At 36.7% G+C, this 15318-nt stretch carries 5 protein-coding genes, 1 other RNA gene and 5 pseudogenes; 6 read left to right on the plus strand and 5 right to left on the minus strand.

Going from position 1 to position 15318, the window contains the following annotated elements; translation table 11 throughout:
- Window positions 1-381: 381 nt before the first annotated feature.
- Window positions 382-903, minus strand: a pseudogene (locus tag DMC01_RS16790) (methyl-accepting chemotaxis protein); the annotation flags it as partial.
- Between the two features lie 600 nt (window positions 904-1503).
- A pseudogene (locus tag DMC01_RS16795) lies at window positions 1504-2367 on the minus strand (nitrate- and nitrite sensing domain-containing protein); the annotation flags it as partial.
- 307 nt (window positions 2368-2674) lie between these two features.
- On the opposite strand from DMC01_RS16795, the pseudogene DMC01_RS10510 reads away from it, so the two are divergent.
- The 3 genes and pseudogenes from DMC01_RS10510 to DMC01_RS15345 form a co-directional block, all read left to right on the plus strand.
- Window positions 2675-5455, plus strand: a pseudogene (locus DMC01_RS10510) (heavy metal translocating P-type ATPase); the annotation flags it as partial.
- A 45-nt stretch (window positions 5456-5500) separates the two neighbouring features.
- Complete coding sequence (gene ccoS, locus DMC01_RS10515) at window positions 5501-5701, plus strand: cbb3-type cytochrome oxidase assembly protein CcoS (protein WP_142694179.1); 201 nt, start codon at window positions 5501-5503, stop codon at window positions 5699-5701.
- A gap of 798 nt (window positions 5702-6499) precedes the next feature.
- A pseudogene (locus DMC01_RS15345) lies at window positions 6500-6739 on the plus strand (IS1595 family transposase); the annotation flags it as partial.
- A 119-nt stretch (window positions 6740-6858) separates the two neighbouring features.
- On the opposite strand, the gene rnpB reads toward DMC01_RS15345, so the two are convergent.
- Window positions 6859-7194, minus strand: an RNA gene (rnpB, locus tag DMC01_RS10520) — RNase P RNA component class A.
- 94 nt (window positions 7195-7288) lie between these two features.
- Between rnpB and ispG the strand changes: the two genes are divergently transcribed.
- The 3 genes from ispG to DMC01_RS10535 all read left to right on the plus strand — a co-directional run bounded on the left by ispG (window position 7289) and on the right by DMC01_RS10535 (window position 10455).
- Window positions 7289-8356 (plus strand): flavodoxin-dependent (E)-4-hydroxy-3-methylbut-2-enyl-diphosphate synthase, encoded by a 1068-nt coding sequence (gene ispG, locus DMC01_RS10525; RefSeq protein WP_142694180.1) that lies wholly within the window; start codon window positions 7289-7291, stop codon window positions 8354-8356.
- Window positions 8353-8583, plus strand: coding sequence for a hypothetical protein (locus tag DMC01_RS10530; protein ID WP_142694181.1), 231 nt, complete (start codon window positions 8353-8355; stop codon window positions 8581-8583). The genes ispG and DMC01_RS10530 overlap by 4 nt, the downstream gene beginning before the upstream one ends.
- Before the next feature lie 486 nt (window positions 8584-9069).
- Window positions 9070-10455 (plus strand): replicative DNA helicase, encoded by a 1386-nt coding sequence (locus tag DMC01_RS10535; RefSeq protein WP_142694182.1) that lies wholly within the window; start codon window positions 9070-9072, stop codon window positions 10453-10455.
- Window positions 10456-10767: 312 nt separating this feature from the next.
- Here DMC01_RS10535 and DMC01_RS10540 read toward each other — a convergent pair.
- Together DMC01_RS10540 and DMC01_RS15350 are read right to left on the minus strand one after the other, a co-directional pair.
- A pseudogene (locus tag DMC01_RS10540) lies at window positions 10768-11543 on the minus strand (IS1595 family transposase).
- Between the two features lie 972 nt (window positions 11544-12515).
- On the minus strand, window positions 12516-15318 hold a 2803-nt coding region (locus DMC01_RS15350; protein WP_246059190.1), incomplete at its 5' end, for a bacteriophage T4 gp5 trimerisation domain-containing protein.

Raw genomic sequence — 15318 nt, forward strand, 5'->3', positions numbered from 1 at the left:
TGCTTCGTTTCGTCTTGCAACTGTGCAGAGTAAAAGTTTTAAAAGTTGACACTTGCCAAATTTAATGACTGAAATTTTGTCCTTCATTTAAAAGAAATAAAATTAAGGCGAAAATTTTGAGACAAAATTCTCATCAAAATTTATTAAAGTTGATAAGATAAAATACGCTTAAGTTGGATTGAGCCAAGAAAATTTTTCCTTCACTTAAAAGAAATATAATTTAAAAATAAGACAAAAATTTTAAGCCAAAACTTCTCATAAAAATTTACTAAACTCATAAGCTAAAATCTTGTTAAGTTTAATTTAGCATTTATCTTTTTGAGATCAAAAGCCTAAGTTAATCAGCCTAGCAAGCTGAGAAGAAAGCATATTGCATAAAAGCTAGATCTTAAATTCACTCAAAGACTTGTTAAGTTCCTTTGTTTTAAGGCTTAATTCCTCTGAGGTTTGCTGACAGCTTTCATTGACCTGGGCTAAATTCTTTACATTTAGATCCATAGCAAGTCCATTTTCTATGAGGGTAGAAACGCTTTCATTTACTTGATTTATCATATCTTGAGAATTAGCATACTGCTTCATACTTTCATTTATGGTGTTTGCAAGATTCATTATATTTTCTTGCATTGAGGATGAATCCTCTGAAAGCCTTTCCATAGAATCAGAGCTTTCCTCCATCTCTCCTATGATCTCTGTTATGGATTCTAGTATGCTTTTAATGACATGGCTTGTTTCATTTACAGAGCTTTCAGTTCTTTCAGCAAGCTTTCTAACCTCATCAGCCACCACAGCAAAGCCTCTTCCAGCATCTCCTGCCCTTGCTGCTTCTATGGCAGCATTTAAAGCCAAAAGATTTGTTTGATCTGCTATTTCTGTGATGTCTGTTAATACGCTTTGTATGCTTTGGGCCTGCTTGGAAAGTCCTTGGATCTTATCTGCATTATCCCTTTCTTGCTTGGCACTTTCTAGGATCTTAGAGCTTATCCCCTCAACAACCCTTCTTGATTCCTCTACATTTTTAAGCACCCTTTGAAGCTCATCCCTTGCTACTATGGAAAGTTCTAAGCTTTTGTCTATGATCTTTCTTGACTGTCCTCCTATTTGGACATTGTTTTGTGAGATTTTTTCTATTTGTTCTGTATTTTCTTCAAGCTTGTGTGAAATTTGAGTAAGTGTAGAAACTGCTTCTTGATTGCTTTTTATGGAGGATATTATCTGAGAAAAAACAGTATGTATATATCCCAAAAAGGTATTTACAGAACTTGCCATCCTTCCTACAGCGTCCTTTGAGCTAACATTTATCTTTTCTTTTATGGCCTTGTTTTGTATGATGAAGGCTAGTTTGTCATTGACCTTGGCTAGATTGTTTAAGATATTTTTTATGACTATGATGCTAAGGGCTATACTGAGTATGAAGACTAGTAATTCAAGGGCTAAAAGATAGGTAAAATAGCTTTGCTGAGCGTTTGTCTTGCTTTGAAGCTCTGTGCTAAGATTTAAAGCAAGGCTATCTTCGACCTTCTTTAATAATTCTATCTTTTCGGTTATGGTATCAAACCACTCCTTTGCTGGCACCTCATAGTTTCCTGTTTGATACCTTTGTTTTAAGGTATCTCTCATCAGCTCTACCTGAGAAAAGCTTCTTTCTTTGCTTATGTTCTTATAAAGATCTATGCTTTTTTGATCCCCAAAATTCAAAAAGGTATTTGTATTTGTTTCTTGCTTTGCTACTAGACCTATGAAGTTTTGAAACTGTGCGCTTAAAGCAGGAGAATTTGCCGCAAAGATGGCATTTACAGTTGCTCTTTCAAGCCCTGAGTATTCCTTGGCATATAAAAAATTCATATAGCCAAACATTAATCTTAAGGTATCATCCTCACCCACAAGCTTGGCTGATTCAACCACAGTATGAAGCAAGTTTGCTATGGTGCTTGTGTAGTAAGGCACAATCTCAGTTAAAGAAGCTAGATTATCAGCCTTTGTCCTCGTGCTATCTAGCTCCTTTAATGCATTTTGCCCTCTTTGTAAAAGCTCTTTGTATTCTAGGCTTAAATCACTTCTTGAAGCAGCAGTATTAAACTCGCTTAAAGCCTTGTTAGTAACTTCTCTTTGAGCCCTTAATTCTGCCTTAAAGCTTTCTCCCTTGCTTCCTAAAAAGCCAGCACTTAAACCTCTTTCCTTTTGAAGCTCATGCACAAGCAAGGAAAGCTTGGTAGAAACTTCAATTTGCCTTTGAAGCTTCTTGTCAAGTTTAAGTAGATCATAGCTCTTACTTAGCATTATTATCATCAAAACAGAAAGTGCGATTAAAGGGAGTATGACTAGGATGGAAATTTTGATTCTAAGAGTGAGTTTATCTAAGATAGACATTAAGTGTTCCTTAAAAAGTTTGCATTATTATAATATAAATTTAATTTATTTTTAGCATTTCGTTTTTTTTTTTTTTTGTTAAAGTGCGTTTTTATAGGACTTTGCTTATCTTAATATGCTAAATTGATCTTGTTTTTTTGACAAACTTAGATTATAATCCTAAGAAAACTCAGCCCTTAAATTCAAGCTTACTCTTTGTGCTTAAATTTAAAGGCTATATTTTGTAAATATTTTTTAAAGTTTTTTAAAATAAATTTCTTTTAACCGTCCTTGTTTAGGATAATTTCACATCAAAGTTGAAAAGATAATGAACTGTTCTCATTGTAGGCTAGATTTTAAAAAAGAACAAATGCTTGAAAGCAAGGGGCATTATTTTTGCTGCAAGGGCTGTCAGGCTGTGTATGAGCTCATACAAAGTAAGGACCTTGGAGACTTTTACGAGAGGCTTGGTAAAAATACCCTAAAACCCGTGGATTTTAAAAATTTTGCTGAATTTGATGAGGATTTGGCCTTGAATTCAAAAGAAGGCTTAATTTCGCAAAATAGTTTAAATTCAAGCCCCACTCAAGCTGTGAATTCAAGCCTGAACTCACAAAACGGTTTAAATTCAAATCCCACGCACACTTTGAATTCTCAGTTAAACTCAGCAAATAGTTTAAATTCAAACTCACAAAATGACAGTTTAAACTTGGGCTTCACGCAAGGCGTAAATTTGAATTTAAATTCAAGCACAAACTTAAATTCAAGCCCCGCACCCTTTCAAGCTGTGAATTCTAGCTTAAATTCAGCTTTAAATTCACAAAACGGTTTAAGCTCAAAAGAAAGCCTGAATTCTAATTTAAGCTCAAACACGCAAAGCCTAAATTCAAGCCTCAATCCAAAAGAAAATTCAACAAAAACCTCAAATTTCGATTCCTTTGAAACCTTTGTGAGAAAAAACGAAGAAGGCTTTGGTGAGCTTAATTTAATCATAAACGGCATTCATTGTTCTGCTTGCGTTTGGCTAAATGAAAAGATCTTAATTAGCGAGGAAGGCGTGCTTGAAGCAAGTGTCAATCCCATCACCCACAAGGCAAGGGTTGTTTTTGACACAGAAAGCATTAAGGCTTGGCAAATTGTGGCTTTAATCCACGCCGTAGGCTACACCGCAAGTGCTTATGACCCACTAAAAGCCGAGCAAAAGGCAGTTGCAACAAGGCGGGAGTTTTATTCTAAACTTGTAGTAGGCGTTGGCTGCGTTATGAATGTGATGTGGATAGCCGTAGCAAAGTATGCAGGGCTTTTTAGCGGTATAAGTGCTGAGACAAAGGACATTTTAAACTTTGCTGAGTTTATTTTGGCATCCCCTGTGCTTTTTTACACGGGCTTTGAGTTTTACAAGGGTGCTTATTATGCACTTAAAAATAGGCAAGTTTCTATGGATTTTTTGGTGATTTTTGGTTCAAGCCTTGCTTATATCTACTCGGTTTGGGCTATGTTTTCAAGGGCGGGGGAGGTTTATTTTGACTCTGTTGCTATGATAATTTGCTTTGTTTTTGTTGGAAAATACCTAGAAATTCTCACCAAAAAACAAGCCACAGACACTATGGACAGCCTCAATGACTTTTTAAGGGGCGAAATTTTGGTATATGATGGGGAGAAATTTAGCCCAAAAGAGCCTTATTCTGTGCGTGTGGGGGATAGAATTTTACTAAAAGCTGGAGATAAGGTGCTAATTGATGGCATTTGCGAAAGTGGGGAGGCTAGTATAGATAGCTCGTCTTTAAGCGGAGAAAATGAGCCCTTGTTGATAAATGCTGGAAAATGCGTAAATTCAGCCTGTGTGGTGCTTGATGGAAGCATTATCTACAAGGCTAGCAAGCCTTATAAGGACTCAAAGCTTAGTCAAATCATTTCTTTGTTAGAGCTTTCTCAAAGCAAAAAGCCTAAAATTCAAGCCTTAGCTGAGAGGGTGGCTGTGTATTTTTCAAGGACAGTGTTATTTTTGGCTTTTTTATGCTTTGGGTTTTGGCTTTTTGTAAGGCAAAGCAGTGCTGAGCTAGCCCTTATCAATGCCATCTCAGTTCTTATCATCTCTTGTCCTTGTGCCTTGGCACTTGCGACCCCTGTTAGCAATCTAAGAGCCTTATTTGAGGCACTTAAACTAAGAGTTTTATTTAAAAGTGCTTCTAAAATCGAGGATTTAGCAAAATGTAATTATGCTGTATTTGATAAAACAGGGGTTTTAACGAGTGCGAATTTAACTGTATCAAGGCATTTTTTAGACAAAAATTTAAATTTAAACGAGCTTTTTTCCTTCATAAGCCTTTCAAATCACCCTGTAAGTGCGAGTATAAAGGCATTTTTGCAAGATAAAATTGCCAAAAACACAAAGCAGTTTGATTTTAGCAAGATAACAGAACTTCGTGCCAAAGGCTTGGCGGCATTTTGTGGGGGGCTTGAATTTATAGGCGGCAAGGTGGAGTTTTTGAAAGAAAGAGGCATAAAAGTGAATGAGAGCTTTGAAAATACACATTTTATCTTTGTAAAAGATGGGCAAATTCTAGCCTTTTTTGAATTTCAAAGCGAGTTAAGAGGTGGGGCAAGCGAGCTTATAAGCTATTTGCAAGATTTGAAAATCCCCATAAAGATGCTAACAGGAGATAATGAAAAAGCAGCACAAAAAATAGCCTCAAAGCTTGGCATAAAGGACTTTGTAGCCTCTTGCTTACCAGAAACTAAGATGCAAATTGTTGAAAATTTAAGCAAAAAGCACAGGGTTTTAATGGTAGGTGATGGCATAAATGACATTTTGGCTTTAAAAAACGCAGCCGTGGCGGTTAGTTTAAAAGAAGGAGCTGATTTAGCAGCTCAAAATAGCGATTTAATCTTGCTTAAAAATGACTTAAAGGCACTTAAAAAGGCTATAATGCTTTCAAAAAAAAGCCTAGTAGTGATAAAGCAAAACATAGCCTTTTCGCTGTGCTACAATGCCTTAACCATACCGCTAGCATTCGCAGGGCTTATAAATCCACTAATCGCAGCTACTTCAATGTCTGCAAGTAGCCTTGTGGTGATACTTAACGCTTTAAGGATAAGGAATGAATAGTGTAATTATGAAAGCTGTGCTAAAAAAGCTGAGTGGGGTTGAAAGATGAATAGCATAATAATGATGATGATAGCAGTGTCCTTGCTAGCCTTTTTCATAGCCCTTTGTGCCTTTTTGTGGGGCATAAAGAACAAGCAGTTTGATGATGAGTACAAATTCACAACCCTAAATGATAGCGAGGAGGCATTACAAGATGCGATTAGGCTTGAAGAGCGAAAGAAGGCATTGAAGGATAAAAAGCCTTGAATTTTAAATGGTTTTTGAAAGCTGAGGTATTTTGTGAGAAATTTTGGCTTGTTTGTGGGCTTTTGGAATTTTAGGCATTTGGTGTAAATTTAGCCTTAATTTTGGGAAAAATTCACAAGGCTGGCCCGGCTTTGGGCTATAAAATGCTTTTTGTGCGTTTGGCAGATCGCTAACGCTTTTAGTCTAGCCTTCATGCACAAAAATCATTTTCTAAATCCTGTGCCTTAAATTTAATTAACTGAAAATTCACGCAAGCGTGAATTTTCGCCTTAATTTTAACAATTGCTGTGAATTTTTGTGTTAAAAAGCTTCCTTGCGAAGCCATAGTTGAAAGTGGAATTCACGCAAGCTTGAATTTTCGCCTTATTTTGGCAGTTTTGGCTTGAACTTTTGTGAATTTTTAATGCTAAAAGCCCCTACGACACAGAGTAATTTTTTACTGTGGCTTGAAGGTATTTTGGATAAAATTCAAGCTTTTGTTATTTTGTTGTAGAAACTTAATTTTATTAAAAGAGGCTATATTTTAGCCTTCAAAAAATGAGTCTAAAAACCTTCAAGGCTTAATGAGGCAAGAATATTTAAGATCTTTAGCACAGGATAAATATAGCTAAGGATCAAGCTTATTTACAAAATGAAGCTTTTAAGAATACCTAAATTTAAAGGCTCAATTAAACTTAAATCAAAGTGTTTTTAAGTTAGCTCCTATGAAAAACAAAGATCCGTTTCCAAATTTCGCAGATCTAATTTAAGTAATTTTAAAGCATTTTTTGCTTCGCTTTGATTGTGTATTTGTAAGAAGGAGCAAAGGCACATTATAGGATAAAGCATAGCAAAAACGAGTTTGCACACTCGCAAAACTACATTAACGGCATATATAATTTTTAGGGCTTTGCTAAGTTGACACTTACCAAATTTGATGGTATAAAGAAAGAATATTTTGTCTCTCACTTAAAAGAAATTAAGACGAAAATTTTAAGGCAAAATTCTCATCAAAATTTGCTGAAATTGATAAGCCAAAATCCTATTAAGTTTAATTGAGTCAAAATTTATCTTACATGTGGCAAAATTCGCAAACGACACGTTGTTTTTCATAGGCGTTCGCTTAAAAACTTTTAAATTTGGTTTAAGTTTAATTGAGCCTTTAAAAATGCCTAAATTTAAAAAGCATAGCGATAAGCCGAGTTCTGTCGTGAATGCTCATTTATCTAGCCTTGTTTTCGCAAACAAGTTCAAGCGAAGGGTTAAAATAAAGACACTAACCACCCCTTCTTGCTGCGGATTGGGTTTGCAAAGCCGGTCCTGTTGCCAAGATCGCTGGTGGGCTCTTACCCCGCCGTTTCACCTTTTCCACCCCTTGCAAAATGCGTATAGGCGGTAGTTTGCTTTCTGTTGCACTTTCCCTTAGGTCGCCCTAGTCATCTGTTAGATGAAATCCTTGTCTTTTGCAGCCCGGACTTTCCTCTTCATAAAGAAGCGAGCATTTGCTATGCTTGATGAGATTGTAGTTAAAAAAGGTAAATTCACATTTCTTTCATCTTAAATTTAAAAAACTTCGCTAAAATCAAAGAAAAAATTCAAAGTCAAAAGATGAGCTATCAAAGATTTAAAACCAAACAGCTTAAAGTAGGATCCGTGCTTGTAGGAGGGGATGCTCCTATTTCCGTTCAATCAATGCTTTTTACAAAGACCAGAGACATTAAGGGCTGTTTGGAGCAACTAAACCGCCTTTATTTTGCAGGTGCTGATATAGTGCGCCTTGCTTGTTTGGATATGGCGGATGCAAGGGCATTAAAGGAGATCAAGGCACAAAGTCCCCTACCTCTCATAGTTGATATTCACTTTAATCACAAACTAGCTGTATTTTGTGCCCAATTTATAGACGCAGTTCGCATAAATCCTGGCAACATAGGAGGCAAGGACAATGTCAAGGAGGTTGTAAGGGCTTGCAAGGCTAGGCAAATACCCATTCGCATAGGGGTAAACAGTGGCTCTATAGAAAAGGAATTTGAGCAAAAACACGGACACACAGTTGAGGCCATGCTTCAAAGTGCCTTGTATAACATTAAGCTACTCGAAGACTTTGATTTTACCGACATTAAGATCTCTATGAAATGCTCTGACACCCAAAAGACCATAGAAGCTTATGAAAGGCTTCGTCCGCTTTGTGATTACCCCTTTCATTTAGGAGTTACTGAGGCTGGGACCAAATTTCATAGCACCATAAAAAGCTCGATCGCACTTGGAAACTTGCTTTTAAAGGGCATAGGAGATACTATGAGAGTATCAATGACGGGCGAGCTTGAAGAAGAAATTCGCGTAGCAAAGGCTATTTTACAAGATAGCGGGGTTCAAAAAAGCGGGGTAAATATCATCTCTTGCCCCACTTGTGGCCGCATTCAAAGCGATCTGGTAAAAGCCATAAAAATAGTAGAAGAAAGGGTAGCTCACATAAAAAAGCCCCTAAATATCAGCGTTATGGGCTGTGTGGTAAATGCTCTTGGCGAGGCAAAGGGAGCTGATGTAGCTATAGCCTTTGGCAAGGGACAAGGGCTGGTAATTCGCCACGGAGAGGTAGTAGCAAAGCTAAAAGAAGAGGATTTGGTGGAAAGATTTTTAGAGGAAGTGGAGGATGAGGCAAAGAGCAAAGAGGCTTGAATTTTCGTAAAAGTCCTCTGCCGTGCGGAGGGTTTGCCTTTGATTCCCACTCATTTGCGGATGGTTTGCCTTTAATTTCCCCTCCCTTGCGGAGGGGGTTTTGCTTCGCAAGGCTTACAACCCGTTGGGTGGAGTGGGTCGTCATTGCGAGACTTCGCTTTGCGAGCTTGTGGCAATCCATAAAATTCACAAGGCTAACTCATCTTTTTGTGATAAATCAATTTTGACAGGCTCGACAAAGTGCTACTGTTGGTCTAGCCTATGTCTTCTAAAATTGATTTCTCATCACCCAACGGATGCGAAGCAAAATATACTGCACCCTTGAATTTAACTTAATGGAAAATTCAAGCAGTCGTGAATTTTCGCTTGAATTTTAAGCGTTTTTGGTGTGAAATTTTGTGAAATTTTAAAGAATTTACGCTTTGCGTAAAAAGCCCCCTGCCTTGCGGAGGGCTTTTGCTTCGGCTTTTGCCTCGCAACCGGTGAAGGTGGATATTTTGTGAATTTTTGCCCTTATTTTTGAAATTTTACTGTGAATTTGAGCCAAATTTCACAAAAATTCAAATAAAAGCTTGAATTTTCGTCATATTGAGCATAGCGAAATATCCAAAATTCGCACAGCAAAAGCTTAAATTTTAGCTTTAATTTTAGCGTTTTTACAAATTTAAGCCAAATTTAAAGGCAAAAACAAATAAAACTTTAAGGAAACTATGATGAGTGCGAAGGAACATTACGATTTAGACTTGGAAAGAACCATTTTAAGCTCTTGTATTTATAGCGAAGATGCCTATGCTTTAATAGCTGGGGAGATTGAAGCACAAGATTTTGTCTTAAAGGCTCATCAAGATATTTTTAGTGCCATTGAATCTTGTGTTAGGGCAAATGAGCCTGTGGGGCTAAGCTTTATAAAAAAGTATAAAAACATTAGCGAAGAGGCATTAAAGGAGATCATAGAAACCACCACAGTTACTGCCATTGAAGGATATGCAAAAGAGCTTAGACAAAAGGCTGTTAAAAGAAGATTGCTTAAATTTGCAATTAGCATTCCTGACCGTCTTAATGATGATAAAGACATTGATGAGCTTTCAAATGAGCTTAGCAAGGAAATTTTTAGCATCACAAGCCACACGGGTAGGGTTGAGATCAAAGATAGCACCGAGATCATAGAGGAGCTTTTAGAGGAGTTTAAAAAGCAAAAAGAAAGTGATAATAAGGGCTTAGCAGGGCTTGATACTGGATTTTCTGAGCTTAATTACAAGATCAAAGGCTTTAAGGGTGGGGATTTAATCATAATCGCCGCAAGACCTGGTATGGGTAAGACCTCAATGGGCTTAAATTTCATAGAAAAAACCCTACGAGAAAACAAGGGCGTGGTGCTTTTTTCTCTTGAAATGCCAGCCGTTCAAATAATGCAGCGCCTCCTAGCTGCTAAAACTTTAATCCCTCTTCAAAGGATACTTATAGCGGATTTAAACGATGAGGAGTGGGGCAGAATAGGCGATGCTTGTGAGGAGTATAGAAACAAGAACTTATATGTTTATGACAGTGGCTATGCTAGCATAGCTGATATAAGATTATTGCTTCGTCGTCAAAAGGAGCTAGATCCTAGCATTTCACTTTGTGTGATCGATTACATAGGGCTGATGATGAGTACTTCTAAATTTAGCGACAGACACTTGCAAGTAAGTGAAATTTCAAGGGGCTTAAAGCTACTTGCAAGAGAGCTAGATCTGCCTATAATAGCACTTTCTCAGCTAAATAGAAGCCTTGAAAGTAGGGCAAATAAAAGACCCATGCTAAGCGATCTAAGAGAAAGCGGTGCCATAGAACAAGATGCGGATACAATTTTATTTGTTTATAGGGATGATTTTTACAAAGAACAAGAGGAAAAAGAAAGACAAAGCAAGGCAAAGGCTGAAAATAAAGAGTATAAACAACTGTTTTTTGCCCATCCACATCAAGAAAATGCCGAGCTTATCATAGGCAAAAACCGCAACGGTCCAACTGGTTTTGTTGAGCTTCTCTTTTTAAAAGAAAGCTCCTCCTTTGTGGAGGCTACAAAAGAACCCTTTCAGGCTACAAAATTCGAGGAAAATTAAGTAGTTTTTAGGGTGTTGTTCTTATAACATAAACTGATCATTTTAAAAAGATAGCCTAAGAGTTCACAAAGCTTAGCAAAAGAGCTATATCATTTTTGGGCAGTAAAAATATAAAAGGATCTATGCAAGATAACTTATGCTAATACAAAGCTTAATGCTAAAAGGTGCTAAGTTTATTTGAAATTCGAATTTTATCCTTTTAATATATGTATCCCAAGCTAGACAAGGCTTTGTGAATTTAAGAAGGCTCAAGATGTGTTAATAGGATTTTTTCTTATCAACTTTAATAAATTTGGCGATTGATACTTTTAGCTAAAATGAGCTAGGATTTTTCCTAAGCCATTTTAACAAAATTTTATACAAATTTTCGTTTTTAACCTTGACATTGTATCTAAATTTAGTTTCCTTCAAATGAAGGTAGAAAAATTCCCTTGCCGCAAAACCCCCTAATCTATCCTTCGCAAAGCCCCAGAAATTCTCAATTGCATTTATGTGATTTGTGCCTTTTGCAAACTCATTTTCCCTGTGTCTTACTCTATAACTTTGCTCCTTCTTGCAAAGTTACGAGTGCGTAGCACGAAGTAAAAAATCAACTAAACCATCATAAATAGCCAAGCAATCACTATAAAATTCTGTCTTGCTCATATCATTCAAATCCCATAGGTAATAGCTCGCTAGCCAAGCAAGCTTTTACAATCTGAGTATAAACTTGCCCATTTCGTTTTAGCATATCTTCTCGCAGAGGGACGAGTGCGTAGCACGAAGTAAAAACACGGATGTTTTCTTACCAGCCCCAAGTCCACGCTTAGCTCGCACACCACCGAAATAACTCTCAGCTATTTCAATCTTGCATTTTTGAATTTTTTTCACATTCTTTAAGGATTAAAATTCTAATATTTTTGATTATTTTATTGTTGCTTTGGCAAGAATTGTTGCTTAATTTTGCAATTTGTGTGGCTTTAAGAACAAGGCTTCCTCAAAAGTTGTAAGCCGCAAGGCGAAGTAAAAAAATACTTTACAATTTCTCTAAATTTAGCCTCTGAAATTTTGAAACGATTGATATACTTGTTTTTCATCGCTGTAATCATAGCTTAAAACTTATTTATTTGAGATTAAGTTGTCTTGAGCCTAAAATAATTCTCCTCAACTTCAAGCTCAGCATTTATCTTATAAAGAAACTTAGTTTGGTGTGTTTTTTAAATAAACTTCGCTTTGCTGATTTTTTTACACTCTTTGGCTATTAAAATGCAAATTTCACGCAAAATTGCCTTCACACAAGCACGAGTTATTTTGCAAAGTTTTGTGGTTTTTCTCCTCTAAATCAATTCCCCAAAAAGAACAAGAGGCTTAACGAAGTAAAAAATACTTCAAAATTTCCTTTATATTTGGCGAACTTCACAAACAAAGCTTTGTTTTTTATAGCTCTTAGCTTAAAAACCCTTTGGTTTAAGTTTAATTGAGCCTAAAATTTTGTGGCTTAGGAAAAATCCTAGGTCATTTTAGTCTAAAAACATAAAATTGCCTAGATTTTTAGCCCTCATCAAACTTTGGCTTAAAATATTCTAAGCTCATTTTATCCTATCAATATTCATCAGTTTTGATAAATTTTTTCCTCATTTTTTGCCTTGTATATAAATTCGCTTTTTTGTAACGAAAGATAAAATTTTAAGCCTTCCAATTTAGCAAGTTTTATTTCGCAAAGCCTCTTTTGAATTTAAGAGCCTTATGAGCTAAAATTATCTAGGTCGTTTATGAATTTTTCAGCTTTGCAAACTCAAATTATGGTTTATTTACTAAGCTTCTTACTTCTTGCAAAGGCACAAAGCAAGCCTTGTAAAAAGCTTTAAGATTTCTCAAAGTCCTTAAAATCAAGCTTTCTTTCTAAGATACATCAAGCTAAAAGCCATTTTTCTTTAAGCTTAATGAGTTTTTTGAAATCTTGCAAGGATTATAGCAGATAGCTTCTTGTTACTACACATGCCTACAATAATACCTTAAATAATGCTTTAAGAGCTGCTATTAGCGTATTCTTAGCCTTAACACTTACCTTAACTCCTTGACTATTCTGCCTTAATATCCCCACCTTTTACGGATAAGCCACTAGAATCTATCACAAGCTCTACTCCGCCAGCCTTGATTATAACACAGTCTGTCTTGGCTATGATTTGAGTATCTCCTACTTGATGAATAATTTGAGCACCTGCTGTGTTTGTAAAAGAGCTTATATTTTCTATGTCTGTATTGGCTGCTGTGAAAGAAAGCTCCTTTGTTGCTTCAAAGGAGGTGGATTCCTTGCTTGAAAAGAGTATATTATCACTTGCATTAAAATTCATTTGTGATTGAGTGCTTATATTGTATTCCTTAATGCTTTGAATATCCACAGTTCCTTCTACAAGCTCCTTGCTATTTTGCTTGATGAGCTTGATCTCATCCCCACTCACCTCCTCGCTTAGATCCCCTCTCACCTCAACGCTCTTATTGCCACCTACAAGCTCGCTGCTATCCTGTGCTACTCTTAATTTATTGCTAGCGCCTATGTTTAGGGTATTACTAAGCCCTATTTGAGTATCCTTGCTTAAGGCTACATTAGCAAGATACTCTCCTCCTACATTCACCATCTTAGCAAGGGCTATGTTTTGAGTATGAGTCTTTTGAATGCTCTCCACATAGCTTCCCTCAACAAAAGAGTTTTTATTATTAGCAATCTTTTGAGTAAAATCATTTTGTATAAGCTCAGAATAATCCCTTTGAGCCCTTAAATACACCTCTTCTTTGTCCTTTTCGTTTTTTAAACTAAGCTCATTGTAGCCTTCCTCATTTTGTCCCACTGTCTTTGATGAAAGCGAGGTTTGATGGTCATTTTGTGGCAAGGGCACTAGGCTTTTATTAAGCAAGTTGTATAAATTCGCACTAACATAAGGCTTATCTATGTCCTCATCCAAATAAGATACTATCACCTCATCAGCCACCCTTGGTGTATGATAAAGCCCAGAATTAAAGCTTGCTATGGGGCTTGCCACTCTTAAAAAGGAGGATATGCAGTAAAGCTGCTTTGAGTCTTCTTGATTTGCTGTGTTTGCTGTGTTTGCTATTTCTGCCCCATTTACTCCACTTTCTTGCCCAGCTGTGTTTGCCACATTTGCCCCATTTGCCACCCTTGCTTGCCCTGTTTCATTTGCTGTGCTTACTTGTCCTGCTTGCCCATCTTTGCTTGAATTTAAACTCAACTCAGAGCTTGCACTCAAAGCCTCGTTTGAATTTAAAGCCTCTTGTGAAGCCAAATTCAAAGCAGGGCTTGCACTTAAAGCCTCTCCGCTTACCCCCTTTGAATTCAAAGCCTCGTTTGAATTTAAACTGTCTTTTGAATTTAAATTCAAGTTTGAAGCTGAATTTAAAGTGGAATTCAAAGCAGAGTTTGAATTCAAGGCCTCGTTTGAATTTAAATTCAAGCTTGCACTTGAATTTAAAGTGGAATTCAAAGAAGGGCTTGAATTTAAAGCTGCACTCAAAGACGAGTTCAAGGCTGCCTCCTCGAAATAAGCCAAATCGCTAGGATTTATAAAGGCATTCATTCTAAGCCTCACCCTGCCGTATTCATCTGTGTATATGGTGTTTCTTTCAGCTTCTATGTCAAGGCTCTTTCCTAAGACCAGAGCTGTGGTATTTAGTGGGGGTCTTGGCTTTGGCTTTAAGCTTGGAGTAAAGCTTGTGCTGCTTGAAATGATACTGAGGCTGTTTGTGTAGGAGGCTACATTGCTCTTTGAATTCAAGGCAGAGTTTGAAACCGTGCTTGAATTTAAGCTTGAATTCAAGGGCTTGTTTGAATTCAAAGTTGAATTCAAAGAATTGCTTGAATTTAAAATAGAATTCAAAGCATTGTTTGAATTTAAAGTAGAATTCAAGCCATTATCAAGCCCTGAGCTTGAATTTAAAGCTGAATTCAAGCTTGAATTCAAAGCATTGTTTGCAGTGAAGGGGCTGTTTGAATTCAAGCTTGAATTCAAAAAGCCTCCAGCCTGTGAGCTTGAATTTAAAGCTGAATTCAAGGTGGAATAAAAGCTTGAATTCAAAAGCACAGCCTCATCAATGAAGCTATGTTCTATCTTTGTGATGATAAAGCTTGGCTGAGAGCTTCTTGCCTTGTCTTTTAGGCTGTTTGGCTGAGGGTTTTTTTCTAGGCTACTTGTTTGCAAACTGTTTGCTTCTAGGCTGTTTGCTTGTGAATTTCTTTCTAAGCTACTCGCTTCTGAGCTACTTGCTTGTGAATTTTTTGTTTGTAAATTATTTACTTGTGAATTATCTTCTTGAAAAGCCCTTTCTTGCAAGTTATCATTTAAATTATCTAAGGCTATTTTTTCATTTAGGCTTAGGGTTAAGACATTGCTTCTTGCCTTAAAGCCTTGCATATTAAGCCTTCTTTCTTTCAAAGACAGAAGGGGCTGGCTAGCTTGAGTAGGAGAAAAGGTGCTGTCAAAGCTGTGTTCGTTGTAGAGGGGATTTAGGTGTTCGTAATTTGAGGGGGCTTGTTCGTTTGAATTCACAGCAGGGCTTGAATTTAAATAATTTTGCGAAGCAAGGCTTGAATTCAAGCTTGAATTCAAAGCATCCCCATTGTTTGAATTCACAGCAGGGCTTGAATTCAAAGCATTTTGTGAGCTTAAAGCCTGAGAATTAAAGCCTTGTGTTGAATTTAAATTCAAGCCATTTTGCGAATTATCCCCTAAATTCAAGCCAGCCTTCATACTTTGCAAACTCAAAGGAGATAGCACATTAGCAGCTGTGTGAGTAAAGCTAAGAGCTCTTAGGCTTTCTTCTTTTGACAAAGAAAATATGCAAGGAGAGTTTAGAGCATTGTTTGCTTGA

Source organism: Campylobacter troglodytis (genome assembly GCF_006864425.1).
GTDB classification, from domain to species: Bacteria; Campylobacterota; Campylobacteria; order Campylobacterales; family Campylobacteraceae; genus Campylobacter_D; species Campylobacter_D troglodytis.

Excerpts from the sequence above, each read along its gene's own strand:
- ccoS (WP_142694179.1), top strand. The coding sequence starts at position 5,501 with ATGAATAGCATAATAATGATGATGATAGCAGTGTCCTTGCTAGCCTTT.
- ispG (WP_142694180.1), top strand. The coding sequence starts at position 7,289 with ATGAGCTATCAAAGATTTAAAACCAAACAGCTTAAAGTAGGATCCGTG.
- DMC01_RS10535 (WP_142694182.1), top strand. The coding sequence starts at position 9,070 with ATGAGTGCGAAGGAACATTACGATTTAGACTTGGAAAGAACCATTTTA.